The organism is Acinetobacter sp. 1542444 (genome assembly GCF_000581835.1).
Lineage (GTDB): Bacteria > Pseudomonadota > Gammaproteobacteria > Pseudomonadales > Moraxellaceae > Acinetobacter > Acinetobacter pittii.
Genome location: NZ_JEYA01000002.1, coordinates 206,059 through 227,847, shown reverse-complemented (window position 1 = coordinate 227,847; position 21,789 = coordinate 206,059). Strand labels below are relative to the sequence as shown.

The 21,789-nt window shown below is 40.7% G+C and carries 16 protein-coding genes; 6 read left to right on the top strand and 10 right to left on the bottom strand.

The features are described from left to right. Positions 1 to 49: 49 nt before the first annotated feature. The 4 genes from J580_RS10075 to J580_RS10060 form a co-directional block, all read right to left on the bottom strand. Positions 50 to 1,189 (bottom strand): acyl-CoA dehydrogenase family protein, encoded by a 1,140-nt coding sequence (locus J580_RS10075; protein WP_032004068.1) that lies wholly within the window; start codon positions 1,187 to 1,189, stop codon positions 50 to 52. Between the two features lie 74 nt (positions 1,190 to 1,263). Continuing rightward, complete coding sequence (locus tag J580_RS10070) at positions 1,264 to 3,150, bottom strand: feruloyl-CoA synthase (RefSeq protein WP_171071972.1); 1,887 nt, start codon at positions 3,148 to 3,150, stop codon at positions 1,264 to 1,266. Positions 3,151 to 3,231: 81 nt separating this feature from the next. Next, positions 3,232 to 4,683 (bottom strand): aldehyde dehydrogenase, encoded by a 1,452-nt coding sequence (locus J580_RS10065; protein ID WP_032004065.1) that lies wholly within the window; start codon positions 4,681 to 4,683, stop codon positions 3,232 to 3,234. A 37-nt stretch (positions 4,684 to 4,720) separates the two neighbouring features. Further along, positions 4,721 to 5,560, bottom strand: coding sequence for a p-hydroxycinnamoyl CoA hydratase/lyase (locus tag J580_RS10060; RefSeq protein ID WP_014206158.1), 840 nt, complete (start codon positions 5,558 to 5,560; stop codon positions 4,721 to 4,723). 248 nt (positions 5,561 to 5,808) lie between these two features. Between J580_RS10060 and mhpT the strand changes: the two genes are divergently transcribed. The 3 genes from mhpT to J580_RS10045 all read left to right on the top strand — a co-directional run bounded on the left by mhpT (position 5,809) and on the right by J580_RS10045 (position 8,383). Next, entirely contained in the window at positions 5,809 to 7,041 is a 1,233-nt protein-coding gene (gene mhpT, locus J580_RS10055; protein WP_032004063.1) for a 3-(3-hydroxy-phenyl)propionate transporter MhpT, read from the top strand. A 70-nt stretch (positions 7,042 to 7,111) separates the two neighbouring features. Further along, a complete protein-coding gene (locus tag J580_RS10050; RefSeq protein WP_014206159.1) occupies positions 7,112 to 7,567 on the top strand; it encodes a MarR family winged helix-turn-helix transcriptional regulator in 456 nt (151 codons plus the stop codon). Between the two features lie 123 nt (positions 7,568 to 7,690). Continuing rightward, a complete protein-coding gene (locus tag J580_RS10045; RefSeq protein ID WP_005802836.1) occupies positions 7,691 to 8,383 on the top strand; it encodes a GntR family transcriptional regulator in 693 nt (230 codons plus the stop codon). 43 nt (positions 8,384 to 8,426) lie between these two features. On the opposite strand, the gene J580_RS10040 is transcribed toward J580_RS10045, so the two are convergent. The 5 genes from J580_RS10040 to J580_RS10020 all read right to left on the bottom strand — a co-directional run bounded on the left by J580_RS10040 (position 8,427) and on the right by J580_RS10020 (position 14,561). Then, a complete protein-coding gene (locus J580_RS10040; protein ID WP_032004061.1) occupies positions 8,427 to 9,371 on the bottom strand; it encodes a PDR/VanB family oxidoreductase in 945 nt (314 codons plus the stop codon). Between the two features lie 12 nt (positions 9,372 to 9,383). Beyond that, the gene (locus tag J580_RS10035; protein WP_032004060.1) at positions 9,384 to 10,460 is read right to left on the bottom strand and encodes an aromatic ring-hydroxylating oxygenase subunit alpha; all 1,077 of its coding nucleotides are present in this window, start codon (positions 10,458 to 10,460) and stop codon (positions 9,384 to 9,386) included. A 236-nt stretch (positions 10,461 to 10,696) separates the two neighbouring features. Beyond that, on the bottom strand, positions 10,697 to 11,884 hold the full coding sequence (locus J580_RS10030; RefSeq protein ID WP_032004059.1) for an OprD family outer membrane porin: 1,188 nt from the start codon (positions 11,882 to 11,884) through the stop codon (positions 10,697 to 10,699). A 12-nt stretch (positions 11,885 to 11,896) separates the two neighbouring features. Continuing rightward, a complete protein-coding gene (locus J580_RS10025; protein ID WP_081403624.1) occupies positions 11,897 to 12,850 on the bottom strand; it encodes a formylglycine-generating enzyme family protein in 954 nt (317 codons plus the stop codon). A gap of 25 nt (positions 12,851 to 12,875) precedes the next feature. Then, positions 12,876 to 14,561, bottom strand: coding sequence for an arylsulfatase (locus J580_RS10020; protein ID WP_032004057.1), 1,686 nt, complete (start codon positions 14,559 to 14,561; stop codon positions 12,876 to 12,878). A 369-nt stretch (positions 14,562 to 14,930) separates the two neighbouring features. Between J580_RS10020 and J580_RS10015 the strand changes: the two genes are divergently transcribed. From J580_RS10015 to J580_RS10005, 3 genes are all read left to right on the top strand, one after another. Beyond that, positions 14,931 to 16,277 (top strand): MFS transporter, encoded by a 1,347-nt coding sequence (locus J580_RS10015; RefSeq protein ID WP_032004056.1) that lies wholly within the window; start codon positions 14,931 to 14,933, stop codon positions 16,275 to 16,277. 31 nt (positions 16,278 to 16,308) lie between these two features. Beyond that, on the top strand, positions 16,309 to 17,589 hold the full coding sequence (locus tag J580_RS10010) for an OprD family outer membrane porin (RefSeq protein WP_032004055.1): 1,281 nt from the start codon (positions 16,309 to 16,311) through the stop codon (positions 17,587 to 17,589). A 251-nt stretch (positions 17,590 to 17,840) separates the two neighbouring features. Continuing rightward, complete coding sequence (locus J580_RS10005) at positions 17,841 to 20,039, top strand: OsmC domain/YcaO domain-containing protein (RefSeq protein ID WP_032004053.1); 2,199 nt, start codon at positions 17,841 to 17,843, stop codon at positions 20,037 to 20,039. A gap of 64 nt (positions 20,040 to 20,103) precedes the next feature. Here J580_RS10005 and J580_RS10000 read toward each other — a convergent pair whose 3' ends face one another. Continuing rightward, positions 20,104 to 21,774 carry a GMC family oxidoreductase gene (locus tag J580_RS10000; protein ID WP_032004052.1) on the bottom strand — a complete coding sequence of 557 codons (1,671 nt, stop codon included), beginning with the start codon at positions 21,772 to 21,774 and terminating at the stop codon, positions 20,104 to 20,106. Between the last annotated feature and the right edge of the window lie 15 nt (positions 21,775 to 21,789).

The window sequence follows — 21,789 nt, the reverse complement described above, 5'->3', positions numbered from 1 at the left end:
TCAACAAGGCATAGTTGTTGTGTCTGCCTTATTCGGTTTTTAAATCGAACTATTTCCCGAGCAGTTCTCGGGCCACGATTTCTTTCATAATTTCATTGGTTCCCCCATAAATTTTTTGTACCCTTGCATCCACAAAAAAACGTGAGATTGGGTATTCCTGCATGTAGCCGTAGCCACCAAAAAGTTGAAGTAATTGATCAATCACTTCACATTGGACATCGGTGATAAAGCATTTCAATGCAGCCACTTGAGTGACGCTTAACAGGTGTTGTTGATACAGCGCTGCACATTGATCTACAAAGGCTTGGGCGGCTTTGGCTTTGATTTGCGCATTTGCGAGTACAAATCGTGTGTTTTGCATTTGGCTTAAAGGTTGCCCGAAAGCTTTACGCTCTAATACATAGTCTTTGGTCAGTTCGATGGCGCCTAAAATTGACCCCAAAGCCATCATGGAAATGCTTAAACGTTCGCGAGGTAATTCTTGCATTAAATAAGCAAAGCCTTGTCCTTCTTCCCCCAAACGCTGAGTTGCCGGCACACAGACATCATCAAAAAACAGTTCAGCTGTATCTTGGGCATGCAGCCCGATTTTTTGTAAAGAGCGACCTTTTTTAACGCCGTCTAAAGCAGCATCAACTAATAATATTGAAATGCCTTTTGCTTTAGCTTGAGGGTCAGTTTTTGCCACCAAAACAATCAGGTCGGCATGTAATCCATTCGAGATAAAGGTTTTTGAACCATTCACACGATAGTGGTCATTTTCTAAAATGGCTTGAGTGCGTATGGCTTGTAGGGCTGAACCAGCATTGGCTTCGGTCATAGCAATTGCAGTGACGACTTCACCTGTGACCATTTTCGGTAACCAATAACGTTTTTGCTCTTCAGTTCCAATATTTTGCAGGTAAGGAGAAACCAACTCATTTTGCCCGCCAATGGCAACCGCCAAAGACGCAAAGCCCGCTTGAGCCGTTTCTTGAACCAGCATGAGGGAGTAATGAACAGGAGCGCCGTAACCGCCATATTCCTCAGGCACATCAACACACAAAAAACCATTTTCCCCAAGACGAAGCCATAGATCACGTGGGATAAGGCCATTGTGTTCCCACTGTTCGTAATACGGGGCAACCTGTTCTTTTAAGAACCTGCGATAGCTGTCCCGAAATAGTTCAAATTCTGTATCGTGTGGCATGTTGAACCTTTTTTAGGCAAAAGTGAGGCTAAGGCCCAAACCGAAATTTGAGCTTCCTTTTTTATTTCAATTGCTTATTGTTTTAAGGTGGGCACCCGAATAATCAGCGGGTTATCAGTCTGCTTTTGATAAAGTTCATCAATTAAAGCTGCACGACGCTTGGTAATACTGCTTTGATTGAGGTTGCCTTTATCGGTCACTTCACCTGCATCGAGTTGAGGTGGTTCGATCATTAAATAAAGCATTGAGACTGTATTTGAACTGCCAGTCGCATCTTTATTAAAGGTCGTTAAAAATTGGCGGAACCATTGCTGGACTTTAGGATGCTGTAATATCTCTGTTGCAGAATGATCACCAAGGTTAAGACCTGCATGTTGAGCACAAGCTTCTAATTTTGGAAAAATCAGAAAACCCACAGCATTCAGGTTTGAACCAGTAATACAAACATCTTGAATCAGTAAATTACCTTGAATCAGTACTTTGTTGCGTAGTGTGCCCACATTCACAAAAGTACCCGTATTGAGTTTAAAGTCTTCGGCAATTCGTCCGTCGTACATCAGACCTTTAGTTGGATCATTCACATCGACTAAACGAACAGCATCTCCAGTATGGAAAAAGCCTTCATCGTCAAATACAGTGCTTTGTTGGTCTGCCTTTAAACGCCAATAACCTTTCATGACATGTTTGCCACGAACACAAAACTCAAGTTTGTCACCACATGGCACTAGCTTAATTTCGCATCCCGGAGCAGGGTATCCAATAAAGCCAGCCATCACGCGTGGACCAGTGGTAAAAGCACAAGAGGGTGCTGTTTCAGTCATGCCCAATCCGCTCATAATGCGAATTTTTTCTCCGCAATGTTGCTGAGCAATTTTATCGAGTCTGTTCCAGCCAGCTTCTGAAAGCGCTGCACCTGCAAAGAATAAAATTTTAACTTTGGCAAAAAAGCGGTCTCTTAATTCTTGATCTTTTTCTAAGGCTTCGGTGAGTTCTTCCCAACCTTTTGGCACATTTAAATAAACAGTTGGAGAAATTTCTTTGAGATTACGAATAGTTTCTTCAAATTTTCCTGCAACGGGTTTGCCATCATCAATGTAAATCGTACCGCCGTTATAGAGTGCGATGCCGACATTGTGACTGCCGCCAAATGTGTGGTGCCAAGACAGCCAGTCGAGTAGGACAGGCGGCGTTTCTTCAAACTCAGGGAAAGTTTGTAATAACATTTGCTGATTAACACACAACATTAAATGCGTGGTCGGCACAGCTTTAGGGAGTTTGGTTGAACCTGACGTAAATAAGAACTTGGCAATTTGGTTTTCATCAAGGGTTTGATAAAACTCTTGGACATTTGAAACAGGCGTATCTAAAAGCGATTGAAAAGATGTGCAAATCTGATCGCCCACAATGCCTTTATTGGTCACCACTTCAATATCAGGCGTAATACATGCCTGAATGGCTTTGGCAAAAGCTTGTCCATCGCTGGCATAAACCATACCAGGTGTGAGCACTTCAAACACATGTTTGAGTTTGCCAAAGTCTTGAGAAATCAGAGAGTAGGCAGGGGAAATAGCCGAGAAAGGCACACCTGCCAACATAGCACCCATAGAGAGTGTTAAATGTTCGAGATCATTACCACTTAAAATGACCAGAGGTCTTTCTTGGCTTAAATTACGATCATGCAAAGCTTGAGCAATGTGCCATGCGCGTTGTAGAACTTCTGCATAACTCAGTTTGACCCATTCGCCTTGAGCATTGCGTTTTGCTGCAAAAATATGGTCTGGTTTGGTTTGTGCAAAATGAATTAACCGATCTGTCAGTTTTTGTGGATACGGTTTTAATTGCTCTTTTGGGCTGATATAGAGCGTGTCATCTTTATGGTGATAATGAATATCATGTTGCCCTAATTTTACGAACCGTTCGCGGTCTTGTGATTGAGTGGCATTCATTTGCATTTCTTTCACTCCATGGAAAGCGCATCACTGCGCTTTATTTTTTGCATCATGCAATTTTTATTTAATATGTTGTTGTCCGCATTAGCCTGACTAAATCGGGTAATGACGTGATTGGGTTTGAATGGTAATCCAGCGTAGTTCGGTAAATTCGGCAACAGAGACTTTACTACCAAAACGTCCGTAACCACTCGATTTTGTTCCGCCAAATGGCATTTGAGCTTCGTCATGTACGGTTGCACCGTTAATATGACAAATACCCGAATCAATTTGTTTAGCGACTTCTAATGCCTGCGAAATATTTTGGCTAAACACTGCTGAAGAAAGGCCGAACTCGCTGTCATTTGCCAGTGCTATGCCTTCTTCAATGCTTGAAAAACGTTGAACTGTGCATACAGGCCCAAATGATTCTTCGCGGTAAAGCAGCATGTCAGATTTAATATTGAGCACCAGCGTCGGTTGCATGGTGGTGTCTTCAATATGAATGCCTAAAGGTAAGTCAGCACCTTTGTTTTGGGCATCTTCTAGCAAATGCTGAATACGGTTTACAGCACGTCGACTTTCTAAAACACCAAGTACATTGTCTTTTGAGGTTGGATTACCTGCTTGAATAGACCGAGTTTTCTCAATCAGCTTTTCAATAAACTGGTCGGCAATTTTGTCTTGAACCAAAACACGTTCGGTCGACATACAGATTTGACCCTGATTAAAGAACGCTCCAAAAGCGACTGCATTTACAGCTTCATTAATGTCAGCTTCATTTAAAACCACGACAGGCGCCTTACCACCCAATTCAAGTAAAACTGGTTTTAAATATTTAGCAGCAGTCTCGGCAATAATTTTTCCAACTTTGGTTGAACCGGTAAAATTAATGCGTTTCACAGCTGGATGAGACACTAAACGCTCCACGATTTGTGGTGCATCTTCGGCGGCATGCGTAATCACATTGACCACACCTTCACCTATACCTGCCTCATGTAACACTTCACCAATTAAACGATGTGTTGCTGGGCAGGCTTCTGAGGCTTTTAATACAACAGTGTTGCCACAAGCCAAAGGCATAGCAAGTGCACGTGTTGCCAAAATGACAGGCGCATTCCAAGGTGCAATTCCTACAATCACACCACAAGGAACTCGCACACCCATCGCAAGATTGCCCGGCACATCTGATGGAATCAGACTTCCGTCAATTTGTGTGGTCATGGCTGCGGCTTCACGTAACATGTTGGCAGCAAGGTGAACGTTAAACCCATACCATGTTGCAGTTGAACCTGTTTCTTGCATTCCAGTTTCAATGAATTGCTCGGTTTTTTGGTCCATTAAATCGGCTGCTTTTAATAAGCGTAAACGGCGCTCAGTAGGCGAGAGTTTCGACCATACTTTAAAAGCTTGTTGTGCCGAATCGATTGCACGATCAACATCTTCCAATGTTGCAGCAGCAGCTTTAGTTGCTACCGTTCCATCAATTGGACTAATACGCTCAAAAGTTGCCTGATTTGATGCATCAACAGATTGACCGTGAATAAGTAACTGTACATTTTGCATGGGGTGCGTCCTTACATTGCCATTAAAGTATCAAAAGTTAACCAGTACGTTTGTAGCTCTGTAAACCCGGTTTAATTGATTTTTCATCTAAAAATTGTTTCAAACCTTCTTGACGGCCGTTTTCCGTATCGCGGTGGATACATTGATCAAGCTTGGCATATAAGTAGTCTTCGTTTTGGTCCCAAGTGAGTTCACGACAACGCTTAAATCCATTTTTAGCGGTACGAAGAACTACTGGGTTTTTCTCAAGTAAGCAATTTGCAAGCTCAGTCACTTCTGCTTTTAATTGGGCAAGCGGTACGCTTTTATTTACCAAGCCCATGGTTTCAGCTTCTTTACCGCCAAAGGTTTTACCCGTCATGATGTAGTACAAAGATGCACGATGACCTACGGTATCTGCCATTGCTTTACTTACAAGGTTGCCCGGTGGGATACCCCAGTTAATTTCAGATAAACCGAAAGTTGCTTCATCTGCTGCAATTGCGAGGTCACAAGCCACTAAAGGTGAGAAACCGCCTCCAAAACACCAGCCGTTGACCATAGCAATGGTTGGTTTTGAATACATACGAAGAAGTTGCCACTGCCAGCGACAAGAGTCACGACGAATACGTTCTTGGAAAATTTCAGGCTGAGTGTCGACTTCACGGAAATATTCCTTCAAATCCATACCCGCTGTCCAAGAGTCACCAGCACCCGTCAAAACTAAAACACGCGCATCTTGATCAAGCTCAAGAGTTTCGAGCACATCAATCATTTCGCGATTGAGTGTTGGACTCATGGCATTTTTCTTTTCTGGGCGGTTTAGGGTGACCCATGCAATTCCTTCTTCAACTTTAACATCTACTGTTTCCCAGCGGTTTTCATAACTCATCTTCATACTCCTTGAATGATTTTTTGCTGTTCTGGGATTTAATCTAATATCAGTTAAACTTACATTCAAGTCTTTTTTATAAAATTTCATAAATATTTTTTAATTCATTGTATTTTAAATATTAATTATTTTTTTAATTAATTTAATATAAAAATATGTTGATTTTTTAGTAAGTTTAACTGATATTTTTGGTGTGTTTAAACAACAATACACAAAGGGCTAAATGGAACGACTAGTCAATAAAGGACAACACAATGGAAAAAATATCAGGACAGCCTTCAAGGGCAAAAATCACGTTGCTACTGTGCTTTGCTATAGCAATTTTTGAAGGGTTTGATCTTCAATCAATGGGGGTAGCCGCTCCACGAATGCGGGCTGAGTTTATGTTAGACAATGCGCAGATGGCGTGGGCATTTAGTGCTGCAATTTTAGGGACCTTACCAGGTGCAATATTAGGCGGTCGGTTGGCTGATATTGTCGGGCGTAAGAAAATTCTGATTTTTAGTATCTTACTTTTTGGAATTATGTCTTTGCTAACAGCTTATGCAGCTAACTTTAGTTTGTTATTGCTCATTCGCTTTTGTACAGGTTTAGGAATGGGAGGGGCATTACCAATGATGATTACACTTGCCTCTGAAGCTGTACCTGACCAGCACAAAGGCACCGCAGTGAGCATTATGTATAGTGGCATTCCTTTTGGCGGATTACTCACTTCTGTGGTTGCTATGTCGTTGGCAGGCGATGCAGAGTGGCGTCATATTTTCTATATTGGTGGGATTGCTCCTATTTTACTAATTCCACTTATTATGCGCTTTTTACCTGAGTCAAATGACTATCTGCAACGTAAAGTTCAAGCACAAAAAACGACGCCATTTTTGGAAGTTTTATTTGCGAAAGAGCGTCGTATGTCGACGATTCAGCTTTGGGTCAGTTTTTTCTGCACATTAGTCGTGTTGTACTTCTTATTGAACTGGTTGCCGTTACTGATGGGTGCGCAAGGTCTATCAAAACTACAAGCAAACTATGTACAGATGGGCTACAACGTTGGCGGAATTTTAGGTTCAATCCTCATGGGTGTATTGCTTGATAAATTACGCATGAGTTTTGTGATTAAGCTGATTTATCTCGGCATTTTATTTTCGCTTTGTTGTTTAGCAATATCTCCAACCGTGGCTTTACTTGCACTTTCGGCAGTGGGTTGTGGCTTATTCATTGTGGGTGGACAATCGGCGTTGTATGGTCTGGCAGCCATGTATTATCCAACTGAAATGCGTGGAACTGGTGTAGGTGCAGCAGTTGCAATTGGCCGTATTGGTTCGTTTGCAGGGCCTTTAATGGCAGGGTTTTTACTCTCGCTTGGACAAAGCTCGACCATCGTGATTGGTTCAAGCATTCCAGTGATTTTAATTGCAGCGATCTCTGCATTACTTCTTGTCAAAAAACCTAAACAGCCTGTACATTTAGTACAAAGCTCAGGTGCTCGCTAAGTTTTAACGAAAGTATGGGGTTAGAATCTCATACTTTCACTACAGATTTTCTTATGATGAATGAAAGGTTATGGTACGTTCGAATTTAGTTCCAAAAAAAGTAGAAGATGAGCCTAAGTTAAGTTATATGATTGCTCGTGTTGACCGAATTATTAGTAAACATTTAACAGAACATTTAAAAGAGCTTGAAATTACCTTGCCGCAATTTACTGCACTTTCTGTTTTAGCTTCAAAAAGTAATTTATCCAATGCCAAGCTTGCTGAGCGCTCTTTCATTAAGCCGCAATCAGCCAACAAAATTTTGCAAGATTTACTGGTGAATGGCTGGATTGAGAAAAAACCTGACCCAACACATGGCCGCCGTATTTTAATTACCCTGACCGAAAGCGGTGTTGAAAAGTTAAATAAATGTAATGAAGTGGTTTTAAAAGTTGAAGAAAAAATGCTTGAAGGTATTGATATTAACTTGGCTTATTTAATCCGCAATAATCTCGATATTATGGTCAATAATCTTAAAAACCTTTAATTGAATGTGTTTTTTAAATTAATTTATTAAAATCTACAGAAATGCTTAAGCACTGATTCACACAGAAAATTTATTTCATTTTACAAATGAACTTGCTAGCATCGAAGTGACGTTTTTGGTGATGTGTGGCAGCGAATGTCTTCAGGACAACAAGTTTTACTTAAACTAAGAAAAATGATTATTTCAGGGGAACTTGAAGGCGGTGCCAGAATTGCCGAAATTCCGACTGCCGAGTTACTTGGTGTTTCAAGGCAGCCTGTTCGTATTGCCTTTCGCTTGCTTGAGCAAGAAGGTCTCCTCATTAAAAACCCAACTCGTGGTTACACGGTTCGTGAAATTTCAGAACAACTCGTTCATGATGCGCTCGAAGTGCGCGGTGTGCTGGAAGGGTTGGCTGCAAAAACTTTGGCAGAACAAGGCTTAAGCGAAGAACAGAAAAAGACACTGCAACATTGCATTCAAGAAACTGAAAAACTATTTAATGAAACAGACGAGTTTGGTGATGCTGAACTGGAACGTTATCACCATTTCAACGTCATTTTTCATGACACGATTATTGAAGGCGCGCAAAACGTCGCACTCATCCAAGCCTTAGCGAAAAACAATCAATTGCCGATGGCGTCTGCCCAAGCCATTACCTATGACCAGAACCAAGCTTTATCGGAATATCGTCGTTTGCACTATGCGCATTTACAGCATTGTTCGATTTTCGATGCATTGGTACATCGTCAGGCAGGGCGTGCTGAAACTTTAATGCGTGAACACAGTAGTGTGGTGATTTTAGGTGAAACGCTAAGAAATGTTCTCAGCGCTTAAGTTAAAAGAAGTTCCTTTATTTTTGAATAAAGGAACTCAAGAATTAAAGCTCAATCACAAGATTTTTAGTTTTTGCACGAGAACAGCAGGGCGTAAATTGGTCATTTAGTGCATGTTCTTCATCGGTCATAAATAGATCCCGATGATCAGGTGTGCCTTCTACTACGCGGGTAATACAGGTCCCGCAAATGCCTTGTTCACATGAAACAGGAATATCAAAACCATTTGCAATTAATGCCTCCGTAGCAGTCTGCTCTGGTAATACTTCAATTCGGCGGCCTGTACCTTTCACTTCAATGGTAAAAGCTTCATCGTTGGACGTATCTACCTTTTGAGCGACAAAATGCTCTTGATGTAACTGTTCACTATACCACCCAGCTTGTTCAGCCGAGCTCATGACAAACTGCATAAACCCTGTAGGTCCACACACATATAAGTGTTTATCAGATGAAGCTTGGCCTAAAACCTCTGCCATTTTACATTCGGTGTCGGGTTGATCTTGAATATGAAAATGAACTTGGTCACCAAAGTGCTCGGTTAAGTTGCCATAGAAAGCAATCATTTCATGACTACGAACAAAGTAGTGCAGTTCGAAAGGTATATTGGCCGACTTAAGCCGATACGCCATCGACAAAATAGGGGTAATACCAATACCGCCCGCAAATAAAACTGCCTGTTTTGTTTGAGGATGAATCTCAAATAAATTGCGTGGTTCACCAATCTTTAAATGGTCGCCTTCATGATATTCGGTGTGGATGCAGCGTGAGCCACCGCGTGAATTGGCATCATGTAAAACACCAATGACATAGCGATGTTTTTCAGTGCAACAGTTTGAAAGTGAATATTGGCGGGTGAGACCATTTTTAAGATGCACATCAATATGTGCACCTGCCTCAAAATTCGGTAGCTCCGTACCATTTGCTGCAACCAATTCAAATGCACGAATGGTCGGGGTGAGCTGGTGAATTTTTTGAATAATAACGTCCATGTTCATACTCCTTTAAATAATCCGAATGTTTGGAAACTTTTGTGCGGACGTTTCAGGAGGTGTTTTATTTTCTTCAGTAAGCAGTCGCTCAATCACCTTACGAGACTGGACACCGCCTGCGTCGATATTGAGCATCAGTAATTTGCGATGTGGGTTGTTTAAAATATTTTGTTGTTGTTGCTCCAGCATTTCTAAATCTTCAGTAAAGATTTTGCCTTGGCCTTCACGAATTTGATCGGTGAGTTCAGCATTATCTGGTTGGAAGTTACGTGCCATTCCCCAGAAATACCAATGTGATGTTTCAGTTTCCGGTGTAATAAAATCGACCACAATTGAGGAAACTTTTTTGTCTTTTGGTGCGTGATAACCACCATGTCCGGCATGAGCTACACCTACTTCAATATGCACATTACTTGGCGCAAAGAAGTGACAACGTTGCCAACGGTCAACAGGTACATCATCTGCTAAATGATTACCGCGAAGGGCCATTTGCCAAAATGGAGGTGCGATCACATTTTCCATATAGCGTTCGGTAATGACATGATCGCCGTCAACCTTAGTGACTGGTAATGATTCATCAATCTCTTTTTGCCCAATACTGCTTGAGTGAACATAGGTCTCGTGGGTTAAATCCATCAGGTTATCGACCATCAATCGATAGTCACACTGAATGTGAAATAGGCCTCCGCCATAGCTCCATTCAGGATGATCTGCCCATTCTAAAGTTGGCAGTTTTGCTTCATCTGCTAAAGCTTTCTCGCCTGGCCATATCCAAATAAAACCGAATTTTTCGACAACTGCATATGATTTATTGCAAGGGAAACCATTTACACGTTGAGCTGGCATTGAAACGGTCTTTCCGTCACAGCCCATGACTAAACCATGATAACCACACACGAGGTTGCCATCTTCTACATAGCCAAGTGAAAGTGGGGCGCCGCGATGGGGACAAAAATCTTCAACGGCTGCAACTTGGTTTTCTTTGCCACGATAAAAAACGATTTTTTCACCACAGATGGTGCGACCTAGTGGTTTGTCTTGGATTTCTTCTGGGCGGCAGGCAACATACCAAGCATTTTTAATAAACATTGTGACGACTCCTTATCACTTATTGGATCCAATTTATAATAAATAAAAATATTGGTCAATTGATAAGCAGTATATTTTTTAAAAAATATTGATCTTTTAATTTGGTTGTTTTTGTATATTTTTAATTGCTATTAAAGACTTTTGTATTTACTTTTAATTTTAGAGGTTAAATTTTTACTCATCTTAATTTGGATCCATAATGGCTTTAACTATAGCCATTATGGGGGCGTGAAAATTTAGAAATTAAAAGTGTAATGAAGCATCATGCGCTGTTCATCCAGACTTTTGCCATGTTTGGTGTCGTAGTTAATATTTAAGAAAAGAAACTTAAGATTTTTAATCCAAGCATTTAGGTCGTACTGAATCAACACATCACTTTCTTGCTCAAAATCATTATGATTCATGGTCTGAAATGAATCGCCGTAAATATATTTATAGGTGATTTTTAAACCCTTGATATAGTCTTTAAAGTCATACGAGGCAACGAAATGATAAGACTTTTCATCTGCTTTGGTAAACGCACCTAAGGTCCAGTTCACCATATGGGGGATGGGCATATTGTCGAGTTTTGGAATTCCATCTTTGCCAAAGTTTTCTTGGTAGCCAATTCCAGTTGTAAAGTTGCCATGTTTGATAAAATGCATAGCGCCTAAGGATGTATTGTCATATTCTCCAAGTTTTGATTTACCGACGTCGTCGTGGCGAAACACACGTAATTTTGTAGTGTGCTGCTTTGTCCACTGATAATCAAAAGCAAAGTAACTTTGATTGATGAGATCTGTTAAGTAACCATTATAAAATTTCCAGTGGTACCGAGGTGTATTGCTGTCCCATTGAAAGAAATAGAGTCCGTCAGATTCATGTTTTGAAATGGCGAGTTTGTGGTAGTCCTCCTCATTTTTTGGTGAATAACGGTTAATCAAACCCAGCTCAAAATTTTGTTGCGGTGTCTTATATTTTAATTCCAAGCCTTTATAGTTAACTCGTAATTGATGTGTATCCACTTGTGGTGTAAGTGGTGAATCGGGAGTGATTTCACCTACATTCATGCGAAAGTTTTGATATTCAACTCCAGCACCTAAGCCATATTTAATTTGGTCTTGTGCTTGTTTCTTGGTGTTAGGGTCAAAGGGTATGACCATGTCATTGGTGTGTTGGTCGCTACTTAGGCGATAAGCATATTGAATGCTTGGATTGAGGTGGAGCTGTACATCATTAAGCTTGGTTGACCAGTCACCACGATAAATCAGACCTTGGCTCAAGCTATGAGTATCGGGACTAGTGCCATTTTCATATTGTCTGTCGAAGTTGAATGTTTTTAGTGTGAGTGTATTTTGAAAATTAACATCTACTTCACTATGAGCGAAACAACAGGCAAGGGTTGTCCCTGAGAAGAAAATCCCATAAATAAAAATATGCTTCATTTTTAAATCCGTTTAAAAGCGTTTTACTGTTCTAAATCCGACATGGCTGGTGGCAAGGTCGAGTTCCTGTGGATGCCTCGCGGCAGCACGATAACGCGCGCAATAGTTGGTTGCACATAAATAAGATCCACCTTTAATCGTGTATTGCAAAATCTGTTCGTGACTTTGCCGATATTTCGATGGATCTCCCATATGATGATCTCTTGGTCCTATGTAGGGTGTTTGCGTCCATTCCCATACATTGCCAATCAAGTCATATAAACCAAATGGGTTTTTACTAAAACAGCCAACAGGGGCAACATCCTTAAAACCATCTTCCCTAATGTTTTTATAAGGAAATTCGCCTTGCCAGAAATTGGCTACAATATGGCCTTCGTGGGTAGGGCCAATATCGGAATTTTGCTGAAAACCTTTGGCTGCATATTCCCACTCAAGCTCAGACGGTAAGTCATGGCCCAACCAGTTCGCATAAGCGTAAGCATCATTCCATGTCACCATACGAACAGGCTCGTGAGGCGCAGGTTGTTTAGGGTTGTTTGGGCCCCATGGATGTTTCCAATTGGCCCCTTTTTCAAATTTCCACCATTGTAATTCTTCAACTGGATGATCTGGTTGTACAAACATAGCTGCGCCGCCTTGCTTCTCTGCATCGGTGACATAACCCGTTTGTTTAACAAACTCTTGAAATTGAGCATTGGTGACTTCAGTCGCATCAATTAAAAAAGCGGGAACTGAAGTTGCCTGTAAGTTTAATGGGCGTTCATCTTCATAACCTTGTGTGGTGCCTAAAACAATTTTTCCTTGCGGAAGCTTGACCATGCCTGCTTCTTTATTTTTAGGCCAACCCGAAGGAAGGCCCGAATAAGAATTACATTTAGCTTTGCTGCCTAAGTCGGGCAAGGTGGTCTGTTCTAGTTGAGGCGTGGTTTTTTGGCATGCACAAAGTAAGAGGAACGATGAAAGCATCATGATCTGTTTCATCTGGTTTTCTCTACTTTTTGTTATATTGCTCAAAATCCACAACACCATTTTCATCGGCATATCTTAAATATTTATCATTTAAGACTTTGACGATCTCTGGATGGGCTGCATAAACATTATGTTGCTCATTAAAATCTGTTTTTAAATTGTAGAGTTCCCAGCCATGGCTCTTAAATTTAGAAGGTGAGTTTTCAACAAGTTTCCATTCGTCAGTTTTAGCGTAGCGGCTGCCATGTAGTTCTTTAAAGTCATAATAATTAACAGGACGAATACGGGCAGTATTATCTTTAAACGCAGGGATCAGACTAAAACCAGATGGTTTAATTTTGGTGCTTGAAGTTGGATAAACCTGATTATTTTGAATACCAGCTAGCTCCATCACAGTTGGGAATATATCTCTGACTGTCGCAAAGTTATTGTTAATTCCATGTTGTTTAGAAATCTGAACAGGTGATTTAACAATAAATGGGACTCGTACTCCGCCTTCTGAAGCAGCTGACTTCCAGTGGGTAAATGGTGTGCTGCTCACTTCGGCCCAGCGTGGCCCCATGTAAACATATGAGCTGGCGTTGCCTATATTTTCATAGCGATTGTCGGCATCACCCATTGGGAAATTATGATCACCACCTTCAGCGCCGTTATCTGACATAAACACAATCAAAGTATTGTCATATAAATGATGCTTTTTAAGGTATTGAATGACATCGCCCACACGGTCGTCTAATTGGGTAACCATGCCCGCATAAACTTCCATTTTACGTGCTTCGTATTTGCGCTCTTGTGAGGTGAGTTCATTCCAGCTTTTGGTGCCTAAAGCTTGGTTGCCACGCTCGACTGGGTATTCTGCGTTTGCTGGAATTAATCCTAATTGCTTTTGTCTAAGAAAGCGTTGTTTACGAATTGCATCGTAGCCTTGATCGTATTTACCTTTATATAAGTCTCTATAATGAGCAGGTGCTTGTAGCGGCCAGTGTGGAGCGGTATAAGCTAAGTAGGCAAAAAATGGTTTTTGCGCTTTATTTTTGTCTAAGTATTCAAAAGCTTTTTGCGTAAAAAAGTCGGTCGAGTAGTAGTTGTCTGGCAATGTGACTTTTTGACCATTTTCAGTGTATTGGGTGTTACGCGGATAGTTTTTAGGTTGGTCTTTAAAATGTAAATCGAAGCCATCGAGCAGAGCAAAAGATTGATCAAAACCACGGGCTTTAGGGTTTTGTTCGGGAGCATAGCCTAAGTGCCATTTACCAACCATGAAAGTGTAATAATCTTTTGTCTTTAAAATCTCTGCGAGTGTATACGCATTTTGCGTTAAGTGACCTGAATAGCCATCAATTTTTAGGAGTGCACGCGGGCTATCTGCTCCAACCAATTTTTCTTGTCGTTTTGAAGTTTCATACATGGCACCTAAACCTACCAAATGGTTATCTGCACCTGTCATAAGCTGTGCACGAGTGGGTGAACACATTGATGAAGCATGAAAATTAAAAAGCATTTTTCCTTGCTTTAACAAACTATCAATATGAGGAGTTTTAATTTCGCCACCATAAGCACCAATATCTGAAAATCCAAGATCATCGGCTAAAATAATCATGATATTAGGTGGTTGTTGATTTTTTGGAGGTGCTGCTTGCGTTGTGTAAAACAATTGGCTGGCAAAAAAAAGTCCCAATGTAAGCTGACTTACTCTTTTGAGTTTCATAACAACAATCCTTTGATGTTTTAAAAATGCATCTTGCATTCCATAAAAATGAACTGAGCTTTTTTGGCTAAAAAATGCTCTGGAATCGATCATAATAGATTTTTTAATATGGATCCATAAAAATATTCAAGCATTCTAATTTTATGTTTTTAATAATTTTATACTTATATAATTTATGTGTTTATATACTTTTTAATAATCTGTTTATAATTTTAGTTGATTTTTTGGATCCAAATATTCAGTATAGAAAAAGAGCAGGATGCTCAAAAAAATATTCCTCTAGGTCATTATGGATACGGATATGCATAACCACCCAATCGCTCATATCAGCAATGTCGTGTGTATGTCTTATCCAAGGGAGATACACAAATGGAAAGAGACGTTCTAAGTGAGATCAATCAAAACAATATGAGCCGCTATCAATGGTTCGTCATTTTGATCTGTATTTGTCTCAATATTATTGATGGCTTTGACGTGATGGTAATGGCATTTACTGCTCCATCCGTGTCAGCAGAATGGTCACTTTCAGGCGCACAAATTGGCTTGTTGTTAAGTGCTGGCCTTTTTGGAATGGCTGCCGGTTCAATTTTTCTCGCGCCTTTAGCCGATAAAATCGGTCGCCGTTTACTCATCTTAGTTTGTCTTGTAATTGCAGGTCTTAGCATGCTGGGCTGTGCTTTTGTACAAAGCCACGGCATGTTAGCTGCACTTCGGTTTATTACTGGAATTGGGGTGGGGGGCATCCTTGCGAGTAGTAATGTATTGGCAAGTGAATATGCCAATGCTCGCTGGCGCAGTCTTGCTGTTAGTTTAATGTCTACTGGTTATGGAATTGGCGCGACACTTGGCGGGGTACTATCACTGGCATTGATTGAGCATTTAGGTTGGCGCTCAATCTTTTTAGCAGGTGGGGTTACTACCATTGCAATGCTGCTGATCAGCGCATGGTTATTACCAGAATCTTTAGATTACTTACTCGCGAAGCGACCAAAACAGGCACTAGAACGAATTAATACAACTGTAAATCGTATGGGTCTTAATCAACTATCAGTTATGCCGCGTTATGAAAAAATCAGCACGCAAAATGGCAGTGAACTGGGCAAATTATTTGCTGGACAACTTGGATTTCAAACGCTTTGTTTGTGGTTTGCATTCTTTTTAGTGATGTTTGGCTTTTACTTTGTCATGAGCTGGACACCAAAAATTCTAATTTCAATGGGAATGTCACCAGAGCAAGGCGTAAGTACTGGTATTTTAATTAGTATTGGTGGGATTTTCGGGGCAGCCATTATTGGTTTATTGGCATCACGTATGAAAATCTTCTATGCCTTAAGCCTGTTTTTAGGACTAACCTCGGCATGTGTTTTCCTATTTGTCGCTGTCTCATCTCAAGTCAGCATTGCACTCATGGTGGGGTTATTACTTGGCACACTCATTAATGGCTGTGTGGCAGGTTTATATTCTATTTCTCCAACAATTTATGATGCTGAAATCCGTAGTCGCGGCGTGGGCTATGCAATTGGTTTTGGACGAATTGGGGCAATTTTATCGCCAACGGTTGCAGGCATCTTCCTGGATAAAGGTATAGCACCCGCAACGCTTTATGCCTATTACGGTGTGGTGTTTATTTTGGCTATTTTCCTCATTTTAAGTTTGGGTAGTGCTTTTTACCGAAGTAAGAAAGAGCAGAACTATTCGCTTAAAACAGCACCTTAATCCATTAAAAATTAAATAGTTGAGATAAAAAATGAAGAAGACGCCATTGTGGGTGGGGGTATGCTTGTGCCCATTATTTAGTCAAGTTGTGCATGCCGAATTTCTTGCAGACAGTAAAGCTGAGCTAACACTACGTAATTTTTACTTTGACCGAGACTATAAAAAGGATCCATATCCCTATACAGCAGGTAGAGATTGGGCGCAGGGTTTAATTTTTAAAGGACAGTCTGGCTATACTGAGGGTACGGTTGGGTTTGGTGTTGATGTACTGGCAATGGCAGGTTTTAACCTGTTGGGAAGCCGTGCTGATGACTATGCGCGTAGTGGCTTATTACCAGTGAATACCGATAACTCGCGTGATGATTATTATGGAAAAATAGGCATTACAGGGAAGGCAAAATTTAGAAAAAATGAGCTTTTTGTGGGGGACTTAGTTCCACAATTACCGACCATTTTTTCATCGCCAGCGCGTTTGTTCCCTCAGACTTACCGTGGTATCCGTTTTGTTTCAAATGAAATTCCAAATCTTCAACTCGAAGGCTTTTATGTCGATGAAGTACGTCAACGTGATTCGATTCGTTATACCGATGTTGGAACAGACAATATCAACCATCGTTTTGACAAAGCGGCAACTACTGATTCTTTTTATACATTAGGTGGAAGCTATCAGTTAAAGGATTATCGTCTACGGACTTACCATGCTGAACTCAAAGACATTTACCAGCAACAATTTTTAGGTTTTAACGGCAAACAACCTTTAAATGATCAACTTAATTTTTTAAGCGACGTGCGTTTTTTTAATAGTGAAGAAACTGGAAGTAAAAAAATAGGAGAGGTCGATAACCGACATATTAGTGGCTTATTTGGTTTGAACTATCAAAACCATACAGTTTCTTTGGGCTACATGCAGTCATTTGGCTCGACTGGTTTGCCGTTTTTGTCGGGAACCGAAAGTCCGGTTGTGCTTGATTTTATGAGTTCTGACTACTCAAATAAAGATGAAAAAGTCTATTCGATTCGTTATGAATATGACTTTAAAAATGCACGACTAGGTGATGTTTCGTTAAACGGTCTGCGCTTTATGACTCGCTATGCAAAAGGCGAAGACATTGATTTACTGCAATATGGTGATCAGCGTTTTAAAGAAGAGTCGATGGAATTTGATTTAGGCTATAAAATTCCTGAAGGTAAGTTAAAAGGTTTGGGAGTGCGAGCTCGTTTTTCTCACTATCGCAACGATATGCCTACTAATATGACCTTTCATTCGACAAATGAAACGCGGTTAAATGTCGATTACACTTTTAAATTTTAACACTCAATATTTATTAAATTAAAGACAAGTTAAAACATTGTGAGCAGCAATGTTTTAACTTTAGTTATCAACTTCACAAAATCCCTCTATAATACCGCCAATCTTATTAAAGCCAATTGAGTCGTTCATTAAACACATGGCTTTAATCTCTCATTTTTTTAAGTCAATTTCTTCGCTGTGATTCGGCTTATTTTTCAATATTTAGAATTTTATGTGTCTGTGCTGACACATAAAAATATTTAGGTGCCAGCATGGAAATCAAGGTTAATTATCTCGACAATCTTCGACAGGAAGCTAAGTTCGATGACTTTACGGTAATTGCCGATCAACCAATTCGCTACAAGGGTGACGGTTCGGCACCGGGCCCATTTGACTACTTTTTAGCATCGTCAGCATTGTGTGCCGCGTACTTTGTAAAAGTGTATTGTGCCGCTCGAGATATCCCAACCGATAATATTCGTTTATCGCAAAATAATATTGTTGATCCTGAAAACCGCTATAAGCAAACATTTAAAATTCAAATTGAATTACCAGCCGATATTTCAGAGAAAGATCGCCAAGGGATTTTACGTTCGATTGACCGTTGTACTGTTAAAAAAGTCATTCAAACGGGTCCCGAATTTATTATTGAAGAAGTTGAAAGCATCGATGCAGATGCGCAAGCATTGTTATTGCCAAGCTTAACTTCAGAAAGTCATACCTATATTCAAGGTAAAGACCTGCCATTAGAAGAAACCATTGCCAATATGTCTGCCATTTTGGCAAATTTGGGCATGAAGATTGAAATCGCATCTTGGCGTAATATCGTGCCGAATGTATGGTCATTACATATTCGTGATGCACAATCTCCGATGTGTTTTACCAATGGTAAAGGTGCAACTAAAGAAAGTGCTTTGGCATCTGCATTGGGCGAGTTTATTGAGCGTTTAAACTGTAACTTCTTCTATAACGACCAGTTCTGGGGTGAAGATATTGCCAATGCCGAATTTGTGCATTATCCAGATGAAAAATGGTTTAAACCGGGCCCAAATGGTGAATTACCTAAAGAAATCTTAGATGAATATTGTCTTGAGATTTATAACCCAGATGATGAGTTGCTTGGTACACATTTATATGACACCAACTCAGGCAACGTAGAGCGTGGCATTTGCTCGCTACCTTTTGTGCGCCAGTCTGACGGTGAAGTTGTCTATTTCCCATCAAATTTAATTGAAAACTTGTACTTAAGTAATGGTATGAGTGCAGGCAACACTCTGGCAGAAGCCCAAGTTCAATGCTTGTCAGAAATTTTTGAACGTGCCGTTAAACGTGAAATTTTAGAAGGTGAAATTGCACTTCCAGATGTTCCTGAAGAAGTATTAGCAAAATACCCAAGTATTGTTGCTGGTATTAAAGGTCTAGAAGAGCAAGGTTTCCCAGTATTAGTTAAAGATGCATCGCTAGGTGGTCAGTTCCCAGTAATGTGTGTGACTTTAATGAACCCGCGTACGGGTGGGGTGTTTGCATCTTTCGGTGCGCATCCAAGTTTTGAAGTTGCGTTGGAACGTAGTCTGACTGAATTACTTCAAGGCCGCAGTTTTGAAGGCTTAAATGATTTACCTCAACCGACTTTCCAAAGTAATGCAGTGACCGAACCGAATAACTTTGTTGAGCACTTTATTGATTCAAGCGGTTTGGTATCTTGGCGCTTCTTTAGCTCTAAATCTGACTATGACTTTGTTGAATGGGATTTTTCTGGCGAAGGCGAAGAGTCGAACGCAGAAGAAGCTGCAACATTGTTCGGCATTCTTGAAGAGATGGGCAAAGAAGTGTATATGGCAGTCTATGAGCATTTAGGTGCGACTGCTTGCCGTATTTTAGTACCAGATTATTCAGAAATTTATCTTGTTGAAGATTTGATTTGGGACAATACCAATAAAGCACTTTCATTTCGTGAAGATATTCTAAATCTGCATCGTTTGGATGATGAACAGCTTGAGGCATTGGTTGAGCGCTTAGAAGAATGTGAGCTAGACGATTACACTGAAATCACCACGCTGATTGGCATCGAGTTTGATGACAATACAGTTTGGGGACAGCTCACCATTTTAGAACTGAAATTGCTGATTTATGTTGCTTTACAACAGTTTGAAGAAGCAAAAGAGCTTGTCGAAACTTACTTGCAATATAACACCAACACCGTTGAGCGTGGCTTGTTCTATCAGTGCATGAACGTGGTGCTTGAAGTGATGTTAGATGAAGAACTAGAGCTTGAAGACTACCTTACGAATTTCCGCCGTATGTTTGGTGACACACGAATGGATGCGGTATTAGGTTCTGTCGATGGTAGTGTTCGTTTCTATGGTTTAACGCCAACAAGTATGAAACTAGAAGGACTTGATCGCCATTTACGTCTGATCGAGAGCTATAAAAAGTTGCATGCAGCTCGCGCTAAAGCCGTAGCGATGTAATTTAAAAAGCGAAATAAAAAAGCCTATTTTTAAATAGGCTTTTTTTATAAAACGACTCGCTAGTTTAAGCAGAAGCTTTAGTGATCTCTATGGTTCCTGCCACTGCTCTATAACCTTGTTGCTCATCCAAAGTATGTTTAGCCGGAATATAAGACATTGCGCGTTCTGCAAGAGCTGTAATGGTAAGACTTGGGTTAACGCCCAAATTGGCACCTAACATTGAACCATCTACAACATATAAGTTTTTATAGTTAAACACGCGGTTTTGTCCATCTACCACGCCGCGCTCTGGGCTTGAAGCAATTGCGCAACCACCCATACAGTGGGCTGTAAAAGGTACATTAAACAAAATTTCGGTAATAGTTGTCATTGGATGACCATTAAACATTTTGGCAACTTTTTCGGTAAATGCATTGGCCTGTGGAATATACACAGGTAGCTTTTTACCTTCGCTCGATAATACTTTGCCAAAAGGCCAGAACCAATTACGTTTCAAGCGCATGTTGATGGAGGCATCTGCTGTTTGCATCACCAAAAAAATTAAAGTCTGACGCGCGAAACTGACAGGATTACTCATGCGAAGAAAAATAAATGGATGGCAGATTAAAGCCCATAACCAAAAGAAGATACGCGTCCAACCCGGTTTGCCTTTAGCCATGTAAGTACACATGAGACCCATGGCATCTGAGCCAGTTTGGTAACGAGTCGCTTCAATGTGAGTATCATGGTCAATGTAAATACTTGAACCAATGGCAACACCTTTACTCATGTCGACATCTTTACCAAAAAAGCGAACCCCTAAAATCGACTCGGCATTAGTACGAACGCGATTACCCAAATCATCAGAGATATTTGGCAGTGAACCAGACTGTTTTAAACGGAATAACATCTCTTGCGTACCCAAAGAAGATGCAGAGAAAATCGCGTTACGAACACGCCATGTACGGCGTTGTTTATTGAACCATGAGCTCGAACATTCAGTCGTAACTTCATAGCCATCGCTGCCATCGGCTTTACCATTGAGTGGTTTAACGTCAACGACTTTGGTTTCTTCGTAAACCTTGGCGCCATTTTTTTCGGCAAAGTACAAATAGTTTTTATCTAAGGTATTTTTTGCGTTGTGTTTACAACCTGTCATACAGCCGCCACATGCCGTACAAGTTCCGCGGTCTGGACCTTCGCCGTTAAAATATGGGTCAGGGTAGGTCTTGCCGCCTTGTTCACCTTCGGGTGGAAAGAAAGTTGCAACGCGCGTCGGTTTAAACGTATGTCCAACCCCAACTGCATCGCCCATTTTTTTGAGCATGTGGTCGGCAGGACCGAAAATTTTATTATCCGTCACACCAAGCATGCGTTCGGCTTCAGCATAGTGTTGTGGCATTTCATTTTTCCAGTCCGCTGCATCTGCCCACGTACCTTCATCCCAAATATGTTCAGGTGGAACCAGTAGGGTATTGGCGTAGGTGATTGAACCGCCACCTACAGCATTACCGCAAATAATGGTGACATGGCGAAAAAAACGCATGTTGAAATAACCAAAAAGTTTCATGCCCGGGCGCCAAATCCAGCGACGGGTATTCCAGTTATTTTTAGCAAAATCTTTAGCTTCCCAGCGTCGCCCCATTTCCATTACAGCAACAGAGTAGCCTTTTTCGGTTAGACGGCAAGCAGAAACACTACCACCAAAGCCTGAACCAATAATGAGGTAATCATAGTCATAATTGTTTGTTGTCATGCCGAGGACTCCTCT